Source organism: Ideonella flava (assembly GCF_051857595.1).
GTDB lineage: Bacteria > Pseudomonadota > Gammaproteobacteria > Burkholderiales > Burkholderiaceae_C > Ideonella.
In genome coordinates this window covers 25,762-49,417 of sequence record NZ_JBPZHD010000016.1, presented here as the reverse complement: position 1 = coordinate 49,417, position 23,656 = coordinate 25,762, and the positions used below count along the sequence as shown (strand labels likewise).

At 68.9% G+C, this 23,656-nt stretch carries 22 protein-coding genes; 12 read left to right on the top strand and 10 right to left on the bottom strand.

From position 1 onward, the window contains the following. Positions 1-5: 5 nt before the first annotated feature. The 7 genes from ACS5PM_RS29000 to cyoA are packed head-to-tail and all read right to left on the bottom strand — an operon-like array spanning position 6 to position 6,820. The gene (locus ACS5PM_RS29000) at positions 6-566 is read right to left on the bottom strand and encodes a response regulator transcription factor (protein ID WP_439391437.1); all 561 of its coding nucleotides are present in this window, start codon (positions 564-566) and stop codon (positions 6-8) included. Next, positions 563-1,867, bottom strand: a complete 1,305-nt coding sequence (locus tag ACS5PM_RS28995) for an ATP-binding protein (RefSeq protein WP_439391606.1) — start codon at positions 1,865-1,867, stop codon at positions 563-565. The genes ACS5PM_RS29000 and ACS5PM_RS28995 overlap by 4 nt, the downstream gene beginning before the upstream one ends. Positions 1,868-1,880: 13 nt before the next feature. Further along, complete coding sequence (locus ACS5PM_RS28990) at positions 1,881-2,708, bottom strand: SURF1 family protein (RefSeq protein ID WP_439391435.1); 828 nt, start codon at positions 2,706-2,708, stop codon at positions 1,881-1,883. A 20-nt stretch (positions 2,709-2,728) separates the two neighbouring features. Beyond that, a complete protein-coding gene (gene cyoD, locus ACS5PM_RS28985; RefSeq protein ID WP_439391434.1) occupies positions 2,729-3,115 on the bottom strand; it encodes a cytochrome o ubiquinol oxidase subunit IV in 387 nt (128 codons plus the stop codon). Then, positions 3,112-3,738 (bottom strand): cytochrome o ubiquinol oxidase subunit III, encoded by a 627-nt coding sequence (gene cyoC, locus ACS5PM_RS28980; RefSeq protein ID WP_439391432.1) that lies wholly within the window; start codon positions 3,736-3,738, stop codon positions 3,112-3,114. Before cyoC ends, cyoD begins: the two co-directional genes overlap by 4 nt. 24 nt (positions 3,739-3,762) lie before the next feature. Further along, entirely contained in the window at positions 3,763-5,757 is a 1,995-nt protein-coding gene (gene cyoB, locus ACS5PM_RS28975; RefSeq protein ID WP_439391431.1) for a cytochrome o ubiquinol oxidase subunit I, read from the bottom strand. 16 nt (positions 5,758-5,773) lie between these two features. After that, complete coding sequence (gene cyoA / locus ACS5PM_RS28970) at positions 5,774-6,820, bottom strand: ubiquinol oxidase subunit II (RefSeq protein ID WP_439391430.1); 1,047 nt, start codon at positions 6,818-6,820, stop codon at positions 5,774-5,776. A 117-nt stretch (positions 6,821-6,937) separates the two neighbouring features. On the opposite strand from cyoA, the gene ACS5PM_RS28965 reads away from it, so the two are divergent. The 6 genes from ACS5PM_RS28965 to ACS5PM_RS28940 all read left to right on the top strand — a co-directional run bounded on the left by ACS5PM_RS28965 (position 6,938) and on the right by ACS5PM_RS28940 (position 13,251). Further along, positions 6,938-8,281 (top strand): MFS transporter, encoded by a 1,344-nt coding sequence (locus ACS5PM_RS28965; RefSeq protein ID WP_439391429.1) that lies wholly within the window; start codon positions 6,938-6,940, stop codon positions 8,279-8,281. Between the two features lie 31 nt (positions 8,282-8,312). Continuing rightward, the gene (locus ACS5PM_RS28960) at positions 8,313-8,843 is read left to right on the top strand and encodes an SRPBCC family protein (protein WP_439391428.1); all 531 of its coding nucleotides are present in this window, start codon (positions 8,313-8,315) and stop codon (positions 8,841-8,843) included. Then, positions 8,840-9,433: a GNAT family N-acetyltransferase gene (locus ACS5PM_RS28955; protein ID WP_439391427.1), complete on the top strand. Its 594-nt coding sequence runs from the start codon at positions 8,840-8,842 to the stop codon at positions 9,431-9,433. Before ACS5PM_RS28960 ends, ACS5PM_RS28955 begins: the two co-directional genes overlap by 4 nt. A gap of 51 nt (positions 9,434-9,484) precedes the next feature. After that, positions 9,485-10,051 carry a YaeQ family protein gene (locus ACS5PM_RS28950; RefSeq protein ID WP_439391426.1) on the top strand — a complete coding sequence of 189 codons (567 nt, stop codon included), beginning with the start codon at positions 9,485-9,487 and terminating at the stop codon, positions 10,049-10,051. A gap of 180 nt (positions 10,052-10,231) precedes the next feature. Then, the gene (locus tag ACS5PM_RS28945) at positions 10,232-12,322 is read left to right on the top strand and encodes a prolyl oligopeptidase family serine peptidase (RefSeq protein WP_439391604.1); all 2,091 of its coding nucleotides are present in this window, start codon (positions 10,232-10,234) and stop codon (positions 12,320-12,322) included. A 14-nt stretch (positions 12,323-12,336) separates the two neighbouring features. After that, the gene (locus tag ACS5PM_RS28940; RefSeq protein WP_439391602.1) at positions 12,337-13,251 is read left to right on the top strand and encodes a glutaminase; all 915 of its coding nucleotides are present in this window, start codon (positions 12,337-12,339) and stop codon (positions 13,249-13,251) included. Here the strand turns inward: ACS5PM_RS28940 and ACS5PM_RS28935 are convergent. After that, positions 13,248-14,609 (bottom strand): hypothetical protein, encoded by a 1,362-nt coding sequence (locus tag ACS5PM_RS28935; RefSeq protein ID WP_439391424.1) that lies wholly within the window; start codon positions 14,607-14,609, stop codon positions 13,248-13,250. The genes ACS5PM_RS28940 and ACS5PM_RS28935 overlap by 4 nt on opposite strands. 81 nt (positions 14,610-14,690) lie before the next feature. Next, entirely contained in the window at positions 14,691-16,385 is a 1,695-nt protein-coding gene (locus ACS5PM_RS28930; RefSeq protein ID WP_439391422.1) for a long-chain fatty acid--CoA ligase, read from the bottom strand. A gap of 155 nt (positions 16,386-16,540) precedes the next feature. On the opposite strand from ACS5PM_RS28930, the gene ACS5PM_RS28925 reads away from it, so the two are divergent. Both ACS5PM_RS28925 and ACS5PM_RS28920 read left to right on the top strand, forming a co-directional pair. Beyond that, complete coding sequence (locus ACS5PM_RS28925; RefSeq protein ID WP_439391421.1) at positions 16,541-17,074, top strand: putative pterin-binding protein; 534 nt, start codon at positions 16,541-16,543, stop codon at positions 17,072-17,074. After that, a complete protein-coding gene (locus ACS5PM_RS28920) occupies positions 17,071-19,401 on the top strand; it encodes an ATP-binding protein (RefSeq protein WP_439391420.1) in 2,331 nt (776 codons plus the stop codon). The genes ACS5PM_RS28925 and ACS5PM_RS28920 overlap by 4 nt, the downstream gene beginning before the upstream one ends. A gap of 128 nt (positions 19,402-19,529) precedes the next feature. Here ACS5PM_RS28920 and murB read toward each other — a convergent pair whose 3' ends face one another. Next, on the bottom strand, positions 19,530-20,546 hold the full coding sequence (gene murB, locus ACS5PM_RS28915; RefSeq protein WP_439391601.1) for a UDP-N-acetylmuramate dehydrogenase: 1,017 nt from the start codon (positions 20,544-20,546) through the stop codon (positions 19,530-19,532). Positions 20,547-20,614: 68 nt separating this feature from the next. On the opposite strand from murB, the gene ACS5PM_RS28910 reads away from it, so the two are divergent. The 4 genes from ACS5PM_RS28910 (at position 20,615) to ACS5PM_RS28895 (ending at position 23,578) form a co-directional block, all read left to right on the top strand. Then, positions 20,615-21,115 (top strand): YajQ family cyclic di-GMP-binding protein, encoded by a 501-nt coding sequence (locus tag ACS5PM_RS28910; RefSeq protein WP_439391419.1) that lies wholly within the window; start codon positions 20,615-20,617, stop codon positions 21,113-21,115. Between the two features lie 13 nt (positions 21,116-21,128). After that, positions 21,129-21,797, top strand: a complete 669-nt coding sequence (locus ACS5PM_RS28905; RefSeq protein ID WP_439391418.1) for a retropepsin-like aspartic protease family protein — start codon at positions 21,129-21,131, stop codon at positions 21,795-21,797. A gap of 14 nt (positions 21,798-21,811) precedes the next feature. Further along, the gene (locus ACS5PM_RS28900; RefSeq protein ID WP_439391417.1) at positions 21,812-22,294 is read left to right on the top strand and encodes a hypothetical protein; all 483 of its coding nucleotides are present in this window, start codon (positions 21,812-21,814) and stop codon (positions 22,292-22,294) included. Between the two features lie 81 nt (positions 22,295-22,375). Then, a complete protein-coding gene (locus tag ACS5PM_RS28895; RefSeq protein WP_439391416.1) occupies positions 22,376-23,578 on the top strand; it encodes an acyl-CoA dehydrogenase family protein in 1,203 nt (400 codons plus the stop codon). Positions 23,579-23,656 lie beyond the last annotated feature (78 nt).

The following is a 23,656-nucleotide window of genomic DNA, read 5'->3' as shown; positions in this document are numbered from 1 at the left end:
AAGCCCTACCTGACCCGCTGCTTCTCGAGCTTGCGCGCCAGGGTGCGGCGGTGCATGCCCAGGCGCCTGGCCGTCTCCGAGATGTTGAAGCCGGTCTCGGCCAGCACCTCGTGGATGCGCTCCCACTCCAGCGTCTTGATGTTGGTGGTGCGCTCGGTGAGCTCGACCTGCGCATCGCCCTGGCCGCGCGTGAAGGCCGCCTCGATGTCGTCGGTGTTGGCCGGCTTGGCGAGGTAGTGGCAGGCGCCGAGCTTGATGGCCTCCACCGCGGTGGCGATGCTGGCATAGCCGGTCAGGACGACGATCTGCATGTCCGGCTCCCGCTCGTGCAGGTGCTGCACGCAGGCCAGGCCCGAGCCGCCGGCGGCGAGCTTGAGATCCACGACGGCATGGGTGGGCCTTTGTTGCTGCAGCAGTTGCTCCACCTCCTCCAGGCCGGTGGCACGCAGCACCGCGTAGCCGCGCCGCTCGAACGAGCGGACGAGCGTGCGCGCGAAGGCATCGTCGTCCTCCACGATCAGCAGCAGCCGTTCGGAGCCGACAGGGTTGGTTTCGTCCACGCTCATGGCCGCGACCATTCTGGCGGCATCAGCGAGGCCAACGGCAGCGAGACACTGACCTCCGCGCCTCCGAAGGGGCGATTGCGGGCGTCGATGCGCCCGCCCAGCGTGCGGGCCACGTTGACCGACAGGAACAGGCCCAGGCCGCCGCCCGGGCGGCCCTTGCTCGACTGGTAGGGCTTGCCGAACTGCACCAGCATCTCGGGCCGGAAGCCCGGCCCTTCGTCCAGCACGCGCAGCACGAGGCGGTCGTCGCCGCACTCGGCGAGCAGGATCAAGGGCGCCTCGGGGGCGGCCTCGGCCGCGTTGTCCAGGATGTTGCCGAGCATCTGGCGAAGCGCCGAGTCCGAGATGATGGGCAGGTCGGGCACGTTTTCGCGCCGGTATTCCAGGTCGATCGAGGGCCGCGTCGATTGCCACTGGGCCACCATGTCGTCCAGGAAGCGGTGCAGCGTGGTGTGCAGGGGGGCCTCGCCGCGCGCCTCGCCGGCCGACAGCAGGATGCCCGTGACGATGCTCTTGCAGCGTTGCAGCTGTCGCTGCATCTCTTCGATCTCGTCGCGCAGCTCCGGCTCGGCCGCGAAAGGCGCCATGTGCGCCCAGTCGCCGAGGATCACCGAAAGCGTGGCCAGCGGCGTGCCCAGCTCATGCGCTGCGCCCGAGGCCAGCAAGCCCATTCGCACGATGTGCTCCTCCTCCGCGGCACGCTGGCGCAGGTCGGCCAGGCGGGTGTCACGCTGGCGCAGGTTGTGGCCGATGCGGGTGATGAAGATCACCAGCAAGGAGGCATTGAGCACGTAACAAAGCAACAGCCCGCCTATGTAGGTGGGCGTGAGCGCCGGGCTGGACAGCTCGGCCATCGCCAGCGGCCGGTGCCATTGCGTGAGCACGACGAAGCAGCCGCTGGTCAGCGCCACCAGCGCCCAAATGTAGCGCGGCCGCAGCAGCACCGAGCCCACCGCCACGAGCAACAGGTACAGGTAGATGAAGGGATTGGTGATGCCCCCGGCCAGGTAGAGCTGGCCCGTCAGCATGCCCACGTCCACCATCAGGCCGGCAAACAGCTCGCCGTTGTGGATCGGCAGCGCGAGCCGGGTGCGAAGACGGCTGGCGAAGTTGAACAGCGCCAGCACCGCCAGCAGGCTCAGCATCTTCTCTAGCGGCAGGTCGACGCCGAGGAAGAACTCCACCATCAGGATGGTGGCGAGCTGCCCGGCCACGGCGAGCCAGCGCAGCTGGATCAGCTGCAGCAGGTTCTTGCGGCCGGCCGCCTGGACCGGCGCACGGCCGACGTCGCCCGGAGGCAGGCGATCGGGCGCGTCAGGGCCGGGGGTCGGCGAGGTGACGAGCGGTCGAGTGGATGACAGGGATCTCTCCGGCCTGGGCCAGCCTGCGCAGGCGCCGCTCGTCGACGACGAGGTAGCCGATCGCGGCAGCTGCCATGGCGGCCAGCGCGAACCAGGTGGCAGCGTAGACGCGGTGATTGTTGCTGAAGTGCAGGACGGTCAGGCCGGCGCGCGGCCAGGCGGGTGCCGCACCGGGCTGCGCCACCGCATCGACGAAGTACGGGGCCACCGGCACGCCGGGCGTAGAAGACGTCAGCTCACGGGCCGCGGCGATGGCGGCCACATCGCGCGAGTACCAGCGCCCAGCCTCCGGGGCGTTGTGCTGCCAGAGCCGGCCGCCGGGCTCGGTCAGGCGCAGCAGGCCGGTCACCTCCTGCACACCGGCCGGCTCGTCGATGCGCCGTTGGGCACGATCACGTGCTTCCGGCGGCACGAAGCCGCGGTTGACCAGCAACCAGAATCCCTGCTCCGTGCGCAGCGGTGTCAGCACCCAGTAGCCGCTGCCCAGGGCCGTGGTCGCGGCGACCAGCGTCTCGCGGTCATGGGCGAACTCCCCGCGCACGAGGACCCGGCGGTACTCGTCGGTCTCGCGCGAGATGCCGGCCCAGACCGAGGCGCCCGGTGCCACGGAAGGCGCCGCGTTCACCTGGTGCTCGACGCGCGCGATCAGGCCATGCTTCCACGCAAGCCGCTCGACCTGCCACACGCCCAGCGCCATGAAGCCCACGCAGGCCAGGGCCAGCGCCAGGAACATGGCGGCCAGGGCCCGCATGGAGCGGGATTGCCGGTACGGCGTGTCCATTCGAGGCGAGCCTCGCGCCTTCAGGGCATGTTCCGCATGGTCTGCGCGTCGACCGTGGGCATCATGTTGGTGTTCATGTGGTACATGACCCAGATCGAGCCGGACAGCATGATGAGCACGAGCGCCGCGGTGAAGACCAGCGCGAGCAGCGACCAGCCGCCCTCGACCTTGGCGTTCAGGTGCAGGAAGTACACCATGTGCACCACCATCTGCACCGCCGCGAAGGCGAGGATGACGAAGGCCGTCATCCGGGGCGTGGGCAGCACCTGGCCCATCACCAGCCAGAACGGGATCGCGGTCAGCGCGACCGACAGCAGGAAGCCGATCACGTAGCCCTTGACGGTGGCGTGGTAGCCGATGTCGTCGTGGTCGTGGTGATCGTGCGAGTCGTGGTGTTCTGCGCTCACGGCAGGACTCCCATGAGATAGACGAAAGTGAAGACGCCGATCCACACGACGTCCAGGAAGTGCCAGAACATCGACAGGCACACGAGTCGCCGCTTGTTCTCCTTGATCAGCCCCAGCTTGTTCACCTGGACCATCAGCGTGACCAGCCAGATGGTGCCGAAGGTGACGTGCAGGCCGTGCGTGCCGACCAGCGTGAAGAAGGAGGACAGGAAGGCGCTGCGGCCCGGGCCCGCGCCTTCGTGGATCAGGTGCGCGAACTCGGTCAGCTCGAGCGACAGGAAGCCCAGGCCCAGCAGCCCGGTGACGGCCAGCCAGGCCAGCACCTGCTTCTTCTTGCCGGCCTGCATGCCGATCATCGCGAAGCCGTAGGTGATCGACGAGAACAGCAGCAGCGCGGTGTTGGCCGCGACGATGGGCAGGTCGAACAGGTCGGCGCCCGAGGGGCCGGCGGCGTAGGAGCGGCCCAGCACGGCGTAGACGGCGAACAGCACCGCGAAGAGCAGGCAGTCGCTCATCAGGTACAGCCAGAAGCCGAGCAGCGTGCCCTGCTCGGGGTGGTGCGTGCCGTCGTCGTAGAAGACCGGCGGCGTGCCGTTGGCGGTGACGGGGATCGGACTCAGCATGGTCTTGTCAGGGCGAAGTCGGTCTCAAGCGCCGGCGAGCTGAAGCGTGCGCGCCTGCTCGGTGTGCGCCACCTGGTCGGCCGGGATGTGGAAGTCGCGCTTGTAGTTGAAGGTGTGGACGATGGTCGCGCCGATGGTCGCGATGAAGCCCAGCGCGGCGGGCAGCCACATGTGCCAGATCAGCGCGAACCCGGTGGCCGTGGCCAGCATCGCGATCACAAAGCCCGCGCCCGTGTTCTTCGGCATGTGGATGGGCTTGAAGCCCGCCACCGGCCGCTGGTGGCCGCGCTTCTTCATGTCGTACCAGGCATCGTTGTCGTGCACGATGGGCGTGAAGGCGAAGTTGTAGTCCGGCGGCGGCGAGGCGGTGGACCACTCCAGCGTGCGGGCCTCCCACACGTCGCCGGTCACGTCGCGCAGCTCCTTGCGCTTGAAGAAGCTCACCACCAACTGGATGAGGAACGCACCGATGCCCAGCGCGACGATGCCCGCGCCGACCGCGGCGATCTGGAACCAGATCTGCAGCGAAGGGTCGTCGAAGTGGTTCATGCGCCGCGTCACGCCCATCAGGCCGAGCACGTACAGCGGCGTGAAGGCGACCCAGAAGCCGATGAACCAGCACCAGAACGAGACCTTGCCCCAGAAGGCGTCGAGCCGGTAGCCGAAGGCCTTGGGGAACCAGTAGTTGATGCCGGCGAAGACGCCGAACACCACGCCGCCGATGATCACGTTGTGGAAGTGCGCGATCAGGAACAGGCTGTTGTGCAGCACGAAGTCGGCCGCCGGCACCGCCAGCAGCACACCCGTCATGCCGCCGATGGTGAAGGTGACCATGAAGCCCACCGTCCACAGCATCGGCACGTCGAACTTGATCCGGCCGCGGTACATCGTGAACAGCCAGTTGAAGATCTTCGCCCCGGTCGGGATCGAGATGATCATCGTCGTGATGCCGAAGAACGAGTTCACGCTCGCGCCCGAGCCCATCGTGAAGAAGTGGTGCAGCCACACCAGGTACGACAGGATGGTGATCACGACGGTCGCGTAGACCATCGACGCATAGCCGAACAGGCGCTTGCGCGAGAAGGTGGAGACCACCTCCGAGAAGATGCCGAACACCGGCAGCACCAGGATGTAGACCTCGGGGTGGCCCCAGATCCAGATCAGGTTCACGTACAGCATGGCGTTGCCGCCGAGGTCGTTCGTGAAGAACGCGGTGCCGAGGTAGCGGTCGGCGGTGAGCAGCGCGAGGGCGGCAGCCAGCACCGGGAAGGTGGCGACGATGAGCACGTTGGTGCACAGCGAGGTCCAGGTGAAGACCGGCATCTTCATCATCGTCATGCCCGGCGCGCGCATCTTGATGATGGTCGCTATCAGGTTGACGCCGGACAGCGTCGTTCCTATGCCGGCCACCTGCAGTGACCACAGGTAGTAGTCGACCCCGACATCGGGACTCTGCAGCAGGCCCGACAGCGGCGGATAGGCCAGCCAGCCGGTCTTGGCGAACTCGCCGATGAACAGCGAGATCATCACCAGCACCGCGCCGCCGGCGGTCATCCAGAAGCTGAAGTTGTTCAGGAACGGGAAGGCCACGTCGCGCGCGCCGATCTGCAGCGGCACCACGTAGTTCATGAAACCCGTGACGAAAGGCATCGCCACGAAGAAGATCATGATCACGCCGTGGGCGGTGAAGACCTGGTCGTAGTGGTGCGGCGGCAGGAAGCCGGCCGAGTCACCGAAGGCGATCGCCTGCTGGGCCCGCATCATCAGCGCATCGGCGAAACCGCGCAGCAGCATCACGATGCCCAGCACGATGTACATGATGCCGATCTTCTTGTGGTCGATGCTGCAGACCCAGTCGCGCCACAGCGGGCCCCAGAGGCGGAACTTGGTCAGTGCGGCCAGCATGGCCAGGCCGCCGAGCGCGACCATGGCGAAGGTCGCCACGAGGATGGGCTCGTGGTAGGGGATGGCCTCGAGGCTGAGGCGGCCCAGGATCAGGGAGTTCAGGTCGGTGGACATGGGAATCTCGCGGCCGTCAGGGTTGCGCGGTGGCGGTGCCGCCAGGGTTGGCCGGGGTGCACAAGGCAGCGACGACGCTGCGCTCGGTCTGCCCTTCAGCGTTGCGCCAGGGCTTGCGGATCAGCCCGGCCACGCCGGCCTTGCCGGTGCCGCCGGCGGCGTCGATGGCCATCATCTGGTGCAGGCACATCTTGTCGCCTTCGACGCAGCGGTTGAGGATGGCGCCGAACAGGCCCTTCTCGACGCTGGCGTAGCGTCGCACCGGCTCGCGCTCGCTCGGTTGCTCGAGCTTGAGATACGCGGCGCGGTCCAGCGCCTGGCCCTGGGCGCGGTTGGATTCGACCCACTGCGCGAACTCCGCGTCCGAAAGGCCGAGGAAGCTGAAGCGCATGTTCGAGAAGCCGGCGCCGCTGTAGTTGGCCGACAGGCCGTCGTAGCGACCGGGACGGTTGATCACTGCGTTCAGCTCGGTCTGCATGCCAGGCATGGCGTACACCATGCCCGCCATCGCCGGCACGTAGAACGCGTTCATCACGTTGGACGAGGTCAGGCGGAACTCGATCGGCCGGTCCACCGGCGCGGCCAGCTCATTGACCGTCGCGATGCCCTGCTCCGGATAGACGAACAGCCACTTCCAGTCCAGGGCGACCACCTCGACGACCAGCGGCTTGGTACCGGCCGCGACGGGCCGATTCGCGTCGATGCGGTCGAGCGCGCGGTACGGGTCCAGGCGGTGGGTGCTGATCCAGGTGATCGCGCCCAGGGCGATGATGATCAGCAGCGGGGCGCCCCAGATCAGCAGCTCCAGGCGGGTCGAGTGGTCCCAGTCGGGCGTGTAGGTCGCCGCCTGGTTCGACTGGCGGTAGCGCCAGGCAAAGAAAAGCGTCAGCGCGATCACCGGTACGATGATCAGCAGCATCAACAAGGTGGAAGTGACGATCAGCTGGGCCTGCTGGGCGGCAATGTCGCCATGCGGCTTCATCACCACGGTGTCGCAGCCGGCCAGCAGGGGTGCCGCGGCGGCCAGGGCGGCGGCGGTGGGGATAAGGCGGGTCAGTCGCATCAGGGTTACCGAGCGCGCGGGAAAACGATAGTTGCGCGGCGGCCCGGAATCTATCCTGATTGATACAAATCAACGATTGGACAATTTGTCCCAGCCCCTCCAGGTCCAGCCCAAGACATGACTTCTGCCACACCCGCCTTGCCCCTGCACCCCACCTCCATCCACGAACCCGCCCCCGCCTCCGACCCGAACGACGCCGCCAGCGTCGCGCCCGGCGATATCGCCGTCGGCGTGGTGATCGGACGTGCCTCCGAGTACTTCGACTTCTTCGTCTTCGGCATCGCCTCGGTGCTGGTCTTCCCCTCGGTCTTCTTTCCGTTCGCAAGCAAGCTCGAAGGGCTGCTCTACGCCTTCGCCCTCTTCGCCCTGGCCTTCGTGGTCCGGCCGCTGGGCACGATGGTCGGCATGAAGATCCAGCGGGCCTTCGGCCGCAGCACCAAGCTGACCGTGGCGCTGTTCCTGCTGGGCAGTTCCACCGTGAGCATGGCGCTGCTGCCGGGCTTCGAGAAAGCCGGGACGCTGGCCATCGTCCTGCTGGCGCTGTGCCGCGTGGGACAGGGCCTGGCACTCGGTGGCTCGTGGGATGGCCTGCCCTCGCTGCTGGCGCTGAACGCGCCGGAGCGGCGCCGCGGCTGGTACGCGATGCTGGGCCAGCTGGGAGCGCCGCTGGGCTTCATCGTCGCCTGCAGCCTGTTCTCCTACCTGTGGGGCAACCTGCCAGCGGAGGACTTCCTCACCTGGGGCTGGCGCTATCCCTTCTTCGCCGCCTTCGCGATCAACGTGGTCGCCCTGTTCGCCCGCCTGCGCCTGGTGGTGACGCACGAGTACGAGCGCCAGCTCGAGCTGCATGAGCTGGATCCGTGCAGCGTGCGGGAACTCGTCTCGCAGCAAGGCCACAACATCGTCATCGGCGGCTTCGCGGCGATGGCCAGCTACGCGCTGTTCCACCTCGTCACCGTTTTCCCCCTGTCTTGGATCATGCTGTACTCAGAGCAATCGGTCGGGCAGTTCATGTCGGTCGAGCTGTTCGGCGCAGTGCTGGCGGCGCTGGCGATGCCGGTGTCCGGCCTGCTGGCCGACCGTTTCGGCCGCCGCAGCACGCTCGGCGGCGTGGCGGTGCTGATCGGTGCGTTCAGCCTCATCGCACCGTGGCTGCTCGGCGGCGGTGTCGGTGGCGAGGATGCCTTCATCCTCATCGGCTTCGTGCTGCTGGGCCTGTCCTATGGCCAGGCGGCCGGCTCGGTGACCTCCAACTTCCTGCCGCACCTGCGTTACACCGGCGCAGCCCTGACGGCGGACCTGGCCTGGCTGGTGGGCGCGGCCTTTGCGCCGCTGGTGGCGCTGGGGCTGTCGGCCCGCTTCGGCCTCGGCGCCGTGAGCCTGTACCTGCTGTCCGGGGCGGCATGCACGCTGTTGGCACTGCGCGTCAACCGGGCACTGTCTGCTGCGGTGAAGGACTGAACGGCCGTTCGAGAGCCGAAGGAGGCCGCGCGTGAAGTACCTGAAGATTCTCGGCATCGTCGTGGTGGCGCTGGCCGTCATCGTCTTCGGCGGCGGCCTGCTCATTTCGCCGAAGTTCCACATCGAACGCAGCGTCGTCGTGAACGCCCCGCCCGACAAGCCTTACGCGCTGGTGGCCGAGCCACGCCGCTGGAAGGAGTGGACGGTCTGGAACCGGCGCGACCCCGCGATGCAGATCGAGTATTTCGGCGCCGCGGCCGGCGCGGGCTCCGGCTGGGCCTGGAAGAGCGCGAGCGAAGGCGACGGCAAGATGACCCTCACCTCCGCCGAGCCGGGCCGGCAGGTCGCCTACGACCTGTACTTCCCCGACATGGACAGCACGTCCACCGGCACGCTGCGCTTCGTGCCCGAGGGCGCCGCCACCCGCGTCACCTGGACCATGGACGGCGACATGGGCCAGAACCCCATAGGCCGCTGGTTCGGCCTGGCGATGGACAGCATGGTCGGCAAGGACTTCGACGCCGGCCTGGCCAACCTCAAGGCGCTGGCCGAGAAGACTTGAGCGCGTCCGCGCCCCGGCTGGTCGCCCGGCCGCTGACGCCGGAGCGCTTCGCCGACCTGGAGGCCATCTTCCAGGCCCGGGGCTGCTCAGTGGCCCGCAACTGCTGGTGCATGTACTACCGCGAGAGTGGCACCGCGCCGGAGCGGGCGCCGGGCCGTACGCTGCGTCAGGCCCGGCGCGAAGCGATGAAGGCACTCGTGGACGCCGGCAAGCCGATCGGCCTGATCGGCTACCGCGGGCGCACACCCATCGGCTGGGTTTCGCTGGGCCCGAGACAGGATTACGCCAAGCTGGCCCGCTCGCCGGTGATGAAACCGGTCGATGACCAGCCGGTGTGGTCGGTGATCTGCTTCGTGGTGCCTTCCGAGCACCGTGGCCAGGGGGTGGCCACCGAGCTGCTGGCCGCCGCGGTGGCGTGGGCCCGGCGGCAGGGCGTGAAGCTGCTCGAGGCCTACCCGATGGACAAGCCCGGGCGCGCCGGCGACGACACCATGTGGTTCGGCGCCAAGTCGATGTACGACCGCGCCGGCTTCGAGGAGGTCGCGCGGCGCAAGCCGCAGCGGCCCGTCGTGCGCCTGAAGCTCGCCTGAGCGGGTTGGTACCATCCGGCCCCCGCCATCCTCGGCGGGCATGTTCTTGCCATGGCCCTGAAATCCACCGTCTTCAAGGCCCAGCTTCAGATCGCCGACATGGACCGCGCGCTCTACGCGGACCATTCGCTGACGCTGGCCCGCCACCCCTCAGAGACCGACGAGCGCATGATGATGCGGCTGCTGGCCTTCGCGCTGTCCGTGCCGCCCGACACCGACCGCGGCGCGCTGGAGTTCGCCGCCGGCCTGTCGGACCCCGACGAGCCCGACCTGTGGCAGAAGGACCTCACCGGCGCGCTGGTCCAGTGGATCGAAGTGGGCCAGCCGGACGAACGGCGCCTGGCCAAGGCCTGCGGCCGCGCCGAGCGGGTACGCCTGTGGGCCTATGCCAGCTCGACGCCGATCTGGTGGGCCGGCATCGAGAACAAGGTGGTCCGCCTGGCCAACCTCGAGGTATGGCAGGTCGACCCGGACCAGAGCCAGGCCCTCGCGGCACTGGCGGAGCGCAGCATGCAGCTGCAGGTGACCGTGCAGGAGGGGCACCTCTGGGTCGGCAACGGACGCGACTCGGTGGCCCTGGAGCCGCGCTACCTGAAGCAACTCCAGGTCCGGCGCTGAGGATTCGCCGGGTATTCGCCGGCCGGGGCTCGCCTATGATGCTCCGCGCCGGCGCCGTACCCCGGGGCTGGCGTTCCGTCGCCACCGCGACCCCAGCCCCGCAGTACGACCATGCCCACCCCGCACCTGTTCACCACTTCGCTCGTGGCCGCGCTGATCGGCGCCGCGAGCCTGCCCGCCATGGCCCAGACTCCCGCCCCCGCCAACGCCGCCCCTTCGGCCACCACCGCGGCCCCGGCCGATCCCTACCTCTGGCTCGAGGACGTGACGGGCGAAAGGGCCCTGACGTGGGTGCGCGAGCGCAACGCAGCCTCCCGCCCGGTGCTGGAGGCTCATCCCGACTTCGAAGCGAACCGGAAGAAGTTCAAGGAGATCCTGGACTCCAAGCAGAGCATCCCGACGGCCACGCGCCGGGGCGACTGGCTCTACAACTTCTGGCGCGACGAGGAGCATCCGCGTGGGCTGTGGCGCCGCGCCACGCTGGCCGAGTACCGCAAGGCCGAGCCGGCCTGGGACATCCTGCTGGATCTGGACGCCCTGGCCAAGACCGAGAAGGAGAACTGGGTCTGGGCCAGCGCCAACTGCCTGGGCGGCAAGTCCACCCGCTGCCTGATCTCGCTGTCGCGCGGCGGCGCGGACGCCACCGTGGTGCGTGAGTTCGACCTGGCCACCCGCGCCTTCGTGACCGGCGGCTACAACCTGCCCGAAGCCAAGAGCGAGATGGACTGGCTGGACGAGAACACCGTCTTCGTCGGCACCGATTTCGGCCCCGGCTCGCTCACCGACTCCGGCTACCCGCGCGTCATCAAGCGCTGGAAGCGAGGCACGCCGCTGGCCGAGGCGGTCACCGTCTACGAGGCCAGGCAGGCCGACGTCTCCGCCTTCGCCAGCGTGGACCACACGCCCGGCTTCGAGCGCGTCGTCTTCGGCCGCTCGCCGGACTTCTTCACCAGCGAGGTGGCGCTCTGGCAAGGCGATCGCGCGGTCGCCATCGACAAGCCGCTGGACGCGCAACTCGGCTTCTGGCGCGAGCACGTGCTGCTCGAGCTGCGCAAGGACTGGACCGTCGGCGGCCAGACCTGGCCCGGCGGCTCGCTGCTCGTCGCGGACGCCGCGGCCTACCTGAAGGGCGAGCGCAAGCTCACCGCTCTCTTCACGCCGACCCCCACCCGCTCGCTGTCCGGCTACTCCTTCACCCGCAGCCAGGTGCTGCTGAACGTGCTGGACAACGTCGCCGGCCGGGCCGAGGCCTGGCATCGCGGCGCGGACGGCCGCTGGAGCAAGAAGGACATCGCCGCGCCTTACCCCGGCACCTTGCACCTCACCGGCCTGCACGACCCCCAGATGGCCGACGACCCGATGGGGGAGTACTTCTTCGCGAGCTACACCGACTTCCTCACGCCCGACACCTTGTCGCTGGGCAGCACCGCGACAGACACGCTCGAGAAGCTCAAGTCCAGGCCGGCCTTCTTCGACTCCACCGGCATGCGCGTGGAACAGCGCTTCGCCACGTCGAAGGACGGCACCAGGGTGCCCTACTTCATCGTCTGGCCCAAGGGCGCGAAGGCCGACGGCAGCAACCCGACGCTGCTGTACGGCTACGGCGGATTCGAGGTGCCCATGAACCCGTTCTACTCGGGCGCCTGGGGCACCGGCTGGTACACCAAGGGCGGCGTGGCGGTGGTCGCCAACATCCGCGGCGGCGGCGAGTTCGGCCCGGCCTGGCACCAGGCCGCGATCAAGCAGAACAAGCAGAAGAGCTACGACGATTTCATCGCCGTGGCCGAGGACCTGGTCGCTACCAAGGTGACCGACCCGCGCCACCTCGGCATCGAGGGCGGCAGCAACGGGGGCCTGCTGGTGGGCGCGGTGATGGTGCAGCGACCCGACCTGTTCAATGCCGTGGTCTGCCAGGTGCCGCTGCTCGACATGCGCCGCTTCAACCAGCTGCTCGCCGGCGCGAGCTGGATGGCCGAGTACGGCAACCCTGACCTGCCCGAGGAATGGGCCTGGATCTCCCAGTACAGCCCCTACCAGAACCTCAAGGCGGGCGTGAAGTACCCCAAGCCGCTGATCATCACCAGCACCCGTGACGACCGGGTCCACCCGGCCCACGCCCGCAAGATGACCGCCCGGCTGATGGAGCAGGGCCACCCGGTGCTGTACTACGAGAACATCGAGGGCGGCCATGGCGCCGCCGCGGACAACGCCCAGCGCGCCGACCGGCAGGCGCTGGAGTTCGCGTACCTGTGGCAGCAACTCGGACGTTAGGCTTGCAAGAGCGCGTGGACTACCAGGCCATCCTCGACCAGATCCACGTCGAAGTCCGCCCCTTGCTCGGCCAGGGCCAGGTGGCCAGCTACATCCCCGAGCTGGCCAAGGTGCGTGGCGACCAGTTCGGCATGGCGGTGGTGACGCTGGATGGCACGGTGCATTCGTGCGGCGAGGCGCGCAGCGCCTTCTCGATCCAGTCGGTGTCCAAGCTGTTCTCCCTCACCCTGGCCTTCCAGTGCGTGGGCGATGCGCTGTGGGAGCGCGTCGGGCGCGAGCCCTCGGGCACGGCCTTCAACTCGCTGGTGCAGCTGGAGACCGAGCAGGGCAAGCCGCGCAACCCTTTCATCAACGCCGGCGCCCTCGTGGTCACCGACGTGCTCTGCTCGCGCTTCGTCAATCCGGAGACAGCCCTGGTGGAGTTCGTGCGGAGGCTGTCGGGCAACGCGACGCTGCAGTACGACGACCGCGTCGCCCGCAGCGAGCTGGCCAGCGGCTTTCGCAACCGGGCGATGGCGCACTTCATGCGCAGCTTCGGCAATCTCGCCAATCCGGTCGAGGACGTGATGGACGCCTACTGCCGCCATTGCGCCATCCGCATGGATTCGGTGGACCTGGCCCGGGCGGTGGCCTTCCTCGCCAACGGCGGCGTGAACCCGTGGAGCGGCGAGCGCATCGTCGACGAGAGCTCGGCCAAGCGCCTGTCGGCCCTGATGCTGACCTGTGGCACCTACGACGCGGCGGGCGACTTCGCCTACCGCGTCGGCATCCCCTGCAAGAGCGGCGTGGGCGGCGGCATCGTCGGCCACATCCCCGGCCGGCTCGGCGTCTGCGTCTGGTCGCCCGAGCTCGAGCCCTCGGGCAACTCGCTGGCCGGCAGCCACGCGCTGGAGCGCTTCACCACGTTGACGGGGCAGTCGCTGTTCTAGCGAAGCTGCGCGTAGTAGTCGATGCTGGGCTCGAACAGCTGCATCTCGCCGCTGGCGACGCTTCCCGGCGCGCCGACCACCACGCCCAGGGGCGCGTTGACGCTCAGCAGCAGCATCGCACCGTCGCTGGACCGCTGGCCTTGCCTCAGGCCGCGATCGGCGCCAGTGACCGGCGCGAGGGTCGCGCTGTCACTCCACGAGCCGCCGCCTGGGGTCGTCCAGTCCACGGAATACTCGCCGTCCAGCAGGTTTAGCCAGCCCCAGCTGCCGTCGGATCCGACACCGAAGGCCCCGTTGTCCGTCGGGCCGTCATTGACGAGGACGCCGACCTGCAGGCCGGTGAACCCGGCGTCCGAGCCGGCGCGCAGGAAGATGAGCGCCGACTGGGACATGGCCACCTGGAAGGTCAGGGTTTCGCCGTGCTCCAGGTCCACGGCGGTGAAGACGCCTCCGGCCACGGACAACCAATGATGGTGTTGTGAAGCCGCCGGACACGAGGCGGCAGCATAGGGAACGGCGTCGGCGCAGATCGTCAGCACCCCTGCCGCGACCGAGGCCGAGTGCACGCTGGTCTGCCACTGGCCCGAAACGAGCTCGCGGCTGAAGACGCTGAAGCCGCGACCGTCGAGCGCGGCCACGGTCTCGACGAAACGGCGTGCGGCCACGAAGGGCTTCGTACCGGAACCCGCGTCGAAGCTGCCCATCAGCAGATCGGGCGGTGCGTCGAAGACACCGCCACCCGACAGGTTCGGCAGGCCGATGCCGGTGAACGTCTGCTGGACGCCGTCTGCCGCGAAGGTGCCGGCCATGAAGTCCAGGGTCGCCGCCGTGAGGGTGCCCTCGCTCGAGTACATGCGGTAATCGCCGCTGCGCGCATCGGCCACGACGGTGCCATGGCCCGTCGCGCTCACTCCCCCAAAGCGGTGGACCGAGTAGACGCCGAAGACGTTCTCGAAGACCGGCGCGGAGGTGAATTTCACGGTGACTGCCACGTCGAACGTGAGGGAGCTGCCCGCAGGCATCGATGGCGTGGTCCACGTTGTCGGTCCCAGGTCGGGGCAGGTGGCCCCGCCCTGGGCGCTGCAAGTCGCTGCGCGGTATTCCGTGTTTTCCCAGTCGCCGGACTGCAGGAATTCCACATCCCTCACCTCATGCGAAGTGGGATTGATGACCGTGATCAAGAAGTGCGCCTGCTCGCCGCGAACGGCCTGCGTCGTGTCGGTCGAGGTGACTGTCAATTCCATCGGCGGCGGCCGATGCATCGGCCCGTCGCAAGCCGCCAGGCCGGCGCCCACCACGGTCATCGCGACGAGCGCGCCCACCGCGCGCCCTGCCGCGCGCAGAAATCTCGAGTCCATGTTCTCTCCCCCCCGAATCCCGCGGCCCTGCCAGCGTGGGCCGACTTCGATGGGACGAATTGTAGGTTTCGCCCGCGGGGATCAGGCCTTGTTCTCCGCCTCCTGCAGCAAGCGCCACATCACCTTGCCGGAGCCGGACTTGGGCAGCGTGTCGGCGAACTGCACGATGCGCGGCACCTTGTAGGCGGCCATGTGTTCGCGGGCCCAGGCGATCACGTCGTCTTCGCTGACCCGGCCCTTCGCTTCGGCGCGCAGCACCACCACGGCCTTGACCGTCTCGCCGCGGTAATCGTCCCTGGCCGCGATGACGCAGGCCTCGGCCACGGCCGGGTGGCCGTAAAGCAGCAGCTCGACCTCCGAGGGCCAGACCTTGTAGCCGCTCGCATTGATCATCCTCTTGAGGCGATCGGTGAGGAAGAAGTAGCCGTCCTCGTCCATGCGGCCCAGGTCGCCGGTGCGGAAGTAGCGCCTGCCGTCCTTTTCGACGAAGGCCGCCTCGGTGGCCTCGGGATGCTTCCAGTAGCCCTGGAACACCATGGGACCGCTGGTGATGATCTCGCCCACTTCGCCGGGCGGCAGCTCCTGGAGGGTCTCGGGATCCACGACGATCGAATCGACGCCGAAGATGGGCATGCCCAGGCACTGCAGCTTCGCGCGCTCGGGCGGGTTGGCGTGGCTGGGCGCGGCCGTCTCGGTCAGGCCGTAGCCCTCGGCGAAGGCGAGGCCGAATTCATCGAGCAGTCGCTGGGCCACGGCCTGAGGCATGGCGGCACCGCCACCGGAGAGGTAGACCAGGCTCGAGAGGTCGAACTGGCGGTAGTTCGGGCTCGCGAACAGGTCGATGATCATGGTCGGGATGCAGGTCCAGTGCGTGACCCTGTAGTGCGAGATCAGCCGCCCGGCCAGCTCTCGGTCCCAGCGCGGCAGCAGCACCATCGTCAGGCCGCACATCACCGAGCCGATCACCCCATACATCATCCCGGTGATGTGGAACATCGGCACCACCGCCAGGCTGATCGATTCGGAACTGGCGTAGCCCCACAGCGCTCCGCCGACCGCGTTGGGCAAGAGCGTGCGGTGGGTGTGGACGCAGCCCTTGGGCAAACCGGTGGTGCCCGAGGTGTAAGGCAGCAACGCCAGGTCGTCCGGCCGGGCCTGGGGCGGGCCGGCGGGCTCCAGGCCGGCGCCCAGCGCCTCGGCCCAGCGGATGGCTCCCGGCGGCAGTGGCGGGTCGGCCCGCAGCCACTGCTCGATCGCCGGCTGGGGCGTCAGCTCGGGCGCGAAAGCTTCGGGCAGCATGTCGGCATAGCGGGTCACCAGCATTGCCTTCAGGCGCTCGCGCGGCGGCAATCGGCCGTCAGCCTCGGCGACGATGCCGGCCAGGTCGGCCGCGCAGATCACCACCTTCGTCTCCGGGTCGGTGATGTAGTGCCCGAACTCTTCGGCGCGGTTCATGGGGTTGACCGGCACGACCACCGCATCGGCCCGCATCACGGCGTAGAAGGCGATCAGGAACTGCGGGCAGTTCTGCAGGAACAGCGCGACGCGGTCCCCCCGCCCCACGCCCCGCGCCTGCAGCCAGCCGGCCAGGGCCTCGGCCTGGGCCTTCAGCTCGGCATAGGTCATGGCGCGGCCGAGGAACCACGTCACAGGCTTGTGCGGATAGCGGGCAGCCGACACCTCGAGGTTGAACCACAATGAAGTCTCGGGCACGGTCAGCTCCAGCGGCAGGCGACGCGGCCAGTGCTTCAGGTGCGGGCGATGGGCAGGGATCATGGCGGCGAGGGGTGGTCGGCTGATGCGCCGGTATAGCCCGGCGCCGGCCCGCACGCCACCGGGCCCACCCGAGGGCCGCCTGTCGCTTGCGTGACAAGGGCCCTGCGCAGCACGGGGCGGCCCGCCTAAAATTCGCATCTTTGCCTGCCCTTGCCATGACCGCTGCCCCGCCGACGCGCCGCTCCTTCCTGGCAGGCCTGGCCGGACTGGCGAGCTGGTCGGGCAACGCGATCGCCGCAGCCGCGAGGCCCCTGGCCGCCCCCCGCCACGCGGTGGTGCTGTCCATCACCGGCCAGGTGGCCCGCACCAATGGCGCGGGGCGGGCCGATTTCGACATGGACATGCTGGCTGCCCTGCCTCAACGCCAGGTCGTCACCCACACGCCGTGGCACCAGGGCGAGCAGACCTTCACCGGCCCCCTGCTGCGCGACGTCCTCGCCGAAGCGGGCGCCAGCGGCCGCACGCTGGTGGCCGTGGCCCTGAACGACTACCGCTGCGAGATCCCGGTCGAGGACGCGCAGCAGTTCGACGTGATCGTCGCGCGCCTGCACGGCGGCGAGCCCATGCGCGTGCGCGACAAGGGGCCGCTGTTCGTCGTCTACCCGTTCGACAGCGACGCGCGCCTGCGCTCCGAGCGCTACTACGCCCGTTCCGCCTGGCAGCTGCGCAGCCTGATCGTCCAGCCGTGACGACCGGCGAGACCGCACCGTCGCGCTGGCGGGACCTCGCCGGGAGACAGCTGCTGGCCTTCGTCGGCGCGGTGCTGGTGCTGGTCTTCGCCGCCACGATCTGGCTGCAGGCCCGGCTGGACGGCTTGATCAACCAGGCCGAGCTGCTCGCCGACAACAACATCACCTGGAGCTTCTTCCAGCTCGAGACCGAGTTCCACGCGCTGCAGGATGCACTGCAGGCGCTGCCGGCCACCACGCCGCTCGTGCCGCCGCAGGCCCTGGCGCGGGTGCGCGAGCGCTACGAGATCTTCGTCAGCCGCATCGCCCTGGTCGACCCCCAGCGGGTGCACGCCGAATTGCCCGGTACTCCGCAGCACCTGCAGACGCTGCACATGCTCAACCAGTTCGTCCGCCACGCCGACCCGCTGCTGTCGGACGAGGCCCTCGCGCCCCTCACGCCGCAGGCGCTGGCCGCCCTGCGCAACGAGGCCGACGAACTCGTCGTGCCGGTCCACGAGCTGGCCTTGCTGGCCAGCCAGTTCACCGTCCGGCGCGGCGCCCAGCGCGACCGCGCGCTGCGGGAACACCAGCACACCAGCTTCGCGCTGATCCTGCTGCAGAGCGTGGTGACGCTGGGCTTCGCGCTGTTGCTGGTCCAGCAGCTGAGGGCCGCATCGCGCCGCCAGGCCGAGCTGGCCGAGCTCGCCGGCCGGCTGGATGCCGCCCGTGCATCGGCCGAGGTGGCCAACCAGAGCAAGAGCGTCTTCCTGGCGAACATGAGCCACGAGCTGCGAACGCCCTTCAACGGCGTGCTGGGGATGCTGGGCCTGCTGGACGACAGCCCGCTCGACGCGGCCCAGCGCCGCACCCTGCGCACCGCGCGCGAATCCACCGAGCACCTGCTGGCACTGCTGAACGACATCCTCGACGTGTCCCGGCTCGAGGGCGGCCGGCTGGCCCTGCACGTCGCCCCTGTCGACCTGCCGGCGCTGGTGCAGGCCGTCCACACGGTCATGGCCCCGGCGGCCGAGGCGAGGCAGTTGTCGCTGACGTGGCGGGTCGCGCCCGGCACGCCGCGCATCGTGCGGGCCGACGCGACGCGGATCAAGCAGGTGCTTTTCAACCTGCTGTCCAACGCCATCAAGTTCACCGACACCGGTCACGTCGCCCTGGTCGTCGAACCCTGTTCACCCACCGAAAGGCAGGACGATGCCCTGCCGGGCAGCGCCTGGCTCGCGCTTCGCGTGCGCGACACCGGAATCGGCATCGACGAGACGACCCGCAAGCTGCTGTTCGAGCGCTTCGTCCAGGTCGACGCGAGCGTGACCCGCGCCCACGGGGGCAGCGGCCTGGGGCTGGAAATCTCCCGCGGCCTGGCGCGCCTGATGGGCGGCGACATCCAGGTCGAGAGCCGCCCTGGCGCGGGCAGCACCTTCAGCCTGGAAGTGCCGCTGGAGGTGCTGCCCGATGACCTGCTGCGAGAGACACCGGTCGCCGCCCCTGCGGACGACCGGCACCTGCCGCGCCCGCTGGACGTGCTGATTGCCGAGGACCACGCGGTCAACAGACAGTACCTCGGCACCCTGCTGGAGCGTGCCGGCCATCGCGTCCGTTTCGCGGACAACGGTGCCGCCGCGCTGGCCGAGGCGGAGCGCCGGGCACCGGATCTCGTCCTGATGGATGTGCACATGCCGGGGGTCGACGGCCTCAGCGCCACGCGCGCATTGCGCGCCAAGCCGCCGCCGCTGGGCGCGGTGAAGATCATCGCGGTCACGGCCGATGCCTTCGACGCCACGCGCGAGCGGATGCACGAGGCCGGCGCCGACGGCCATCTCACCAAGCCTTTCCAGACGCCCGCGCTGGACGCCGTGCTGCTGGACCTGTTCGGTCGCCCGGGTCCGGCACCTGCGGGGGCACCGCCAAGGTTGTCTACGCGCCGCCTGGCCGAGCGCGTCGATCCCCCCGCCACTGCGCCGGTGGTGGCGGATCGTGCCGGGCCCGTGGAGCCCCTGGACCTGCGGGGCCTGAGCGACCTGTGCGGCCTGCTCAAGCTGGCCGGCGTGCGCCCCTTGTTCGCCGACTTCTTCGCCGACAGCAGCCAGGCCTTTGCCCAGTTGCAGGCGGGCCTGGCCCGCGTGGACGGGCCCAACCTGCCGGAACTCGCCCACCGCTTCAAGGGCGCCGCGCAACTCCTGGCCTGCGCCCTGCTGGCGAGCCAGGCCGAGGCCATCGAACACCACGAAGGCCCCTGGTCGAGCACGGATGCGCAAGCCGCTTCCACCGCCTTGAGCCGCGCCTGGACCCAGACCCAGACCCTTTGCCGCCGGCTGGAACTCCTGGGATAGGTTGGCAGCGCCTCTCGTCAATCCCTTCCTGGAGGGGGCTCGGGGAGTCGAACATTCCCACCGGAGCCTTCGGTCCGAGCACGGCTCGGACCGAAGGCTGCCGGTGATCGTCTGAGAGTCAAAGTCTCTCAGACGATCACCGGCTCCGGCTCCAGCCGGATGCCGAAGCGGCCGTAGACGCTCTCCTGGATGGCCCGCGCCAGCGTGACGACCTCCGAGCCGATCGCCCCGCCCTTGTTGACCAGCACCAGCGCCTGCTTTTCGTAGACGCCGGCGTGGCCTATGGCCTTGCCCTTCCAGCCGCAGGCGTCGATCAGCCAGCCGGCGGCCAGCTTGAACTGGCCATCGGCCATGGGGTAGTGCACGACGTGCGGATCGCGGGTGATGATGTCTCGGCACTGCTCGGCGCTGACCATCGGGTTCTTGAAGAAGCTGCCCACGTTGCCGATCTCGGCCGGATCGGGCAGCTTGGCGCGCCGGATGGCGCAGACCCAGTCGAAGATGGTGCGTGCATCCGGATGCGTGTTGCCGGTGTCGGCCATCTTTCGCTCCAGGTCCAGGTAGCCGAGCACGGGGATCCACGGCCGGGGCAGCCGAAGGCGCACGCGGGTGATGAGGCTCTTGCCGGCGAGCGCCGTCTTGAACAGGCTGTCCCGGTAGCCGAACTTGCACTGGGCCTTGTTGAGCGTCACGGTGCGGCCGGTGACCAGGTCGACCGTGTCCAGCGATTCGAAGCGATCCGCGAGCTCCAGCCCGTACGCGCCGATGTTCTGCACCGGCGCGGCGCCCACCGTGCCGGGAATGAGCGCCATGTTCTCGAGGCCGTGAAAGCCGTGGGCCAGCGTCCAGGCGACGACGTCGTGCCAGCGCTCGCCGCCGCCGGCCTCGATGATGAAGGCGTCGTCGCGCTCGGCCAGCAGGCGCACGCCGCCGACCTCGACCTTGAGCACGACCTCCGGCATGTCGCGGGTCAGGATGACGTTGCTGCCGCCGCCGAGCACGAACTTGGGCGCCCGGCCCAGGCGAGGGTGCGCGAGCACGCGGCGCACGTCCGCCTCGTGGGTGATCCGCACCAGCTGCCTGGCGGTGGCGGGCAAGCCGAAGGTGTTGTGCTGGCGCAAGGGGGCGTCGAGTTCGACGGCAATGGCCTCGGAAGGGTCCTGCATGGCTAGAATTTTGATCGATCCTCTCGCCAGCGCCCGACGACCACACCATGCCGACCTTCGATACCGTCCTCGAACCCAACCTGGTGGAGCTGCGCAACGCCACCGAACAGGCCAACAAGGAGATAGGCACCCGCTTCGATTTCAAGGGCTCCGACGCCCGCATCGAGCTGGCCGACAAGGGCAAGGACAAGACCTTGACCCTGTTCGCCGACAGCGATTTCCAGCTGAGCCAGGTCAAGGACGTGCTGCTGGCCAAGCTCAGCAAGCGCAATGTGGACGTGCGCTTCCTCGACCTCACCGCCAAGCCCGAGAAGCTGGGCGGCGACAAGCTCAAGCTGGTCGTCCCGGTGAAGGCGGGCATCGACAGCGAAACGGCCAAGAAGATCCAGCAGCTCGTCAAGCAGAGCAAGCTCAAGGTCCAGGCCGCCATCCAGGGCGACACGGTGCGCATCACCGGCGCCAAGAAGGACGACCTGCAGGCCGCGATGGCCCTGCTGCGCAAGGACGTGACGGACGTCCCGCTTTCGTTCAACAACTTCCGCGACTGACCGAGACCCCTCCATGCAGCCCAGCCGCCGCCGCGCCGTTGCCACCCTCGCCGGCGTCACGGCACTGCCCTGGGCTGCCCTGCCCGTCCGCGCGCAGAACGTCCAGCTGTCTGGCACGCTGGGCGCCAACAAGGCGCTGCTCGTGATCGATGGGCAGATGCAGACGGTGGCGGTGGGCGCCACGGTCAAGGGCGTCACCTTGCGCTCGCTGGCCGCGGACGAAGCGGTCGTGCTGATCGGTGGAAAGCCTTTCAGCGTGCGCCTGGGGGCCTCGCCGGTCAGCCTGGCCGGGCGGGGCAACGACGGCGGTGGCGGTGGCACCATCGTGCTGCCCATGGGCACCGGTGGCCACTTCTTCGCCAACGGCACCATCAACGGCAAGAGCGCGGCCTTCATGGTCGACACCGGCGCCACCACCATCGCCATGGGTCTGGGCGACGCTCAACGCCTCGGCCTGAAGTACGAGGGCGGCCGCCGCGGCATGGCCAGCACGGCCGGCGGGGCGGTGGGGATGTACGAAGTCAATCTCAACTCGGTGCGCATCGGCGACGTCGAGGTCTACAACCTCAGTGCCGGCGTCGTGCAGGCCGAGATGCCGTACATCCTGCTGGGCAACAACTACCTCTCGCGCTTCAACATGCGGCGAGAGGGCGACATGATGCGGCTGGACAAGAAGCCCTGAACCCCGGGAGTCACATGGCAAACAAGCGTCCCTTGCCGGTTTTCATCGTCCTGCTGGCCCTGGCCCGCAGTGCGAGCGCGGCCGACGACGGTGGTGGCCTGCAGGGCTGCCGCGCGATGGCCGACCCGGCCCGGCGCCTGGCGTGCTACGACGCCCTGCCCCTGCCTTCCACCGGTGCTGCAGCAACGTCGGCGGCGACGCCCGCCGCCCCCATTCCGCACGACCCGGCCACCTTCGGCTTCGAGGCGAAGGCCGCGCAGGCCACCCAGGCGGCCCTGCCTTCGATCGGCAGCTACATCCCCGGCCGTTTCGAAGGCTGGGGGCCGCGCGACCGGATCAAGCTGGCCAACGGCCAGGTCTGGCAGGTGGTCGACGACAGCAGCGCGGCGATGAACCTGATGGATCCCAAGGTGACGGTGCGTCGGGGGGCGTTGAGCGCCTTCTACCTGGAGTTCGAGCAGTCCAACCGCACCGCGCGCGTCCGGCGCATCGAGTAGCCCCCGGGCCTGTCACCGGGGGGACAAGGCGAAATAGCACGCTCGTGCTAGAACTGATCCCTCAACCGGAGACAAGTCCGCATGGATCTGAACCTGACCGCGGAGGAACAGTCCTTCCGCCATGAAGTGCGCGACTGGGTGCGCGCCAACCTGCCGGCCGAGACGAGCCGCAAGGTCTTTGCCTCCCTGCGGCTGACCCGCGACGACCTGCAAGGCTGGGCGAAGATCCTAGGCGCCAAGGGCTGGCTGGGCTATGCCTGGCCCAGGCAGTTCGGCGGCCCGGGCTGGAACGCGGTGCAGAAGCACCTGTTCGAGGAGGAGTGCGCCATGGCCGGCGCGCCGCGCATCGTGCCCTTCGGCCCGGTGATGGTGGCGCCGGTCATCATGACCTTCGGCTCTCCCGAGCAGCACAAGCGCTTCCTGCCCGGCATCGCCTCCGGCGAGGTGTGGTGGAGCCAGGGCTACTCGGAGCCGGGCTCGGGCTCGGACCTGGCCTCGCTCAAGACCCGAGCCGAGCGCGTGGGCGACAAGTACATCGTCAACGGCCAGAAGACCTGGACCACGCTCGGCCAGTACGGCGAGTGGATCTTCTGCCTGGTGCGCACCTCGACCGAAGGCAAGCCGCAGACGGGCATCAGCTTCCTGCTGATCGACATGAAATCCCCGGGCGTCACCGTGCGGCCGATCATCATGCTCGACGGCGAGCACGAGGTGAACGAAGTCTTCTTCGACAACGTCGAGGTGCCGGCCGAGAACCTCGTCGGCGAGGAGAACAAGGGCTGGACCTACGCCAAGCACCTGCTGGCCCACGAGCGGACCAACATCGCCGACGTGAACCGCGCCAAGCGCGAGCTGGAGCGATTGAAGCGCATCGCCAAGGCCGAGGGCGTGTGGGACGACCTGCGCTTTCGCGACCAGATCGCGCTGCTCGAGGTCGACATCGTCGCGCTGGAGATGATGGTGCTGCGCGTGGCCAGCGCCGAGCGCAGCGGCAAGCACAGCCTGGACGTCGCCGGCCTGCTGAAGATCCGCGGCAGCGAGATCCAGCAGCGCTACACCGAGCTGATGATGCAGGCCGCCGGCCCCTTCGCCTGGCCCTACATCCACGAGGCGATGGAGGCCGGCTGGCAGGGCGACCAGGCCCTGGGCGGCGCCTGGCCCGGCGGCGCGGCGCACTGTGCCCCGCTCGCCAGCACCTTCTTCAACTTCCGCAAGACCACCATCTACGGCGGCAGCAACGAGGTGCAGCGAAACATCGTCTCTCAAACCGTGCTGGGTGCATAGCGGCAAGCCGCCATGCCATGGGCTGAACATTCCGCTCCCTTCCCCAGCCCCTTCCCTCCAGGCGGGAAGGGACTCCAG

Coding starts and splice junctions, on each gene's coding strand:
- ACS5PM_RS28950 (WP_439391426.1), top strand. CDS start 9,485: ATGGCCCTGAAATCCACCGTCTTCAAGGCCCAGCTTCAGATCGCCGAC.
- cyoB (WP_439391431.1), bottom strand. CDS start 5,757: ATGTCCACCGACCTGAACTCCCTGATCCTGGGCCGCCTCAGCCTCGAG.
- cyoC (WP_439391432.1), bottom strand. CDS start 3,738: ATGCTGAGTCCGATCCCCGTCACCGCCAACGGCACGCCGCCGGTCTTC.
- ACS5PM_RS28935 (WP_439391424.1), bottom strand. CDS start 14,609: ATGGACTCGAGATTTCTGCGCGCGGCAGGGCGCGCGGTGGGCGCGCTC.
- ACS5PM_RS28965 (WP_439391429.1), top strand. CDS start 6,938: ATGACTTCTGCCACACCCGCCTTGCCCCTGCACCCCACCTCCATCCAC.
- ACS5PM_RS28910 (WP_439391419.1), top strand. CDS start 20,615: ATGCCGACCTTCGATACCGTCCTCGAACCCAACCTGGTGGAGCTGCGC.
- cyoA (WP_439391430.1), bottom strand. CDS start 6,820: ATGCGACTGACCCGCCTTATCCCCACCGCCGCCGCCCTGGCCGCCGCG.
- ACS5PM_RS28925 (WP_439391421.1), top strand. CDS start 16,541: ATGACCGCTGCCCCGCCGACGCGCCGCTCCTTCCTGGCAGGCCTGGCC.
- ACS5PM_RS29000 (WP_439391437.1), bottom strand. CDS start 566: ATGAGCGTGGACGAAACCAACCCTGTCGGCTCCGAACGGCTGCTGCTG.
- ACS5PM_RS28945 (WP_439391604.1), top strand. CDS start 10,232: ATGGCCCAGACTCCCGCCCCCGCCAACGCCGCCCCTTCGGCCACCACC.
- ACS5PM_RS28905 (WP_439391418.1), top strand. CDS start 21,129: ATGCAGCCCAGCCGCCGCCGCGCCGTTGCCACCCTCGCCGGCGTCACG.
- ACS5PM_RS28900 (WP_439391417.1), top strand. CDS start 21,812: ATGGCAAACAAGCGTCCCTTGCCGGTTTTCATCGTCCTGCTGGCCCTG.
- ACS5PM_RS28990 (WP_439391435.1), bottom strand. CDS start 2,708: ATGGACACGCCGTACCGGCAATCCCGCTCCATGCGGGCCCTGGCCGCC.
- ACS5PM_RS28895 (WP_439391416.1), top strand. CDS start 22,376: ATGGATCTGAACCTGACCGCGGAGGAACAGTCCTTCCGCCATGAAGTG.
- ACS5PM_RS28930 (WP_439391422.1), bottom strand. CDS start 16,385: ATGATCCCTGCCCATCGCCCGCACCTGAAGCACTGGCCGCGTCGCCTG.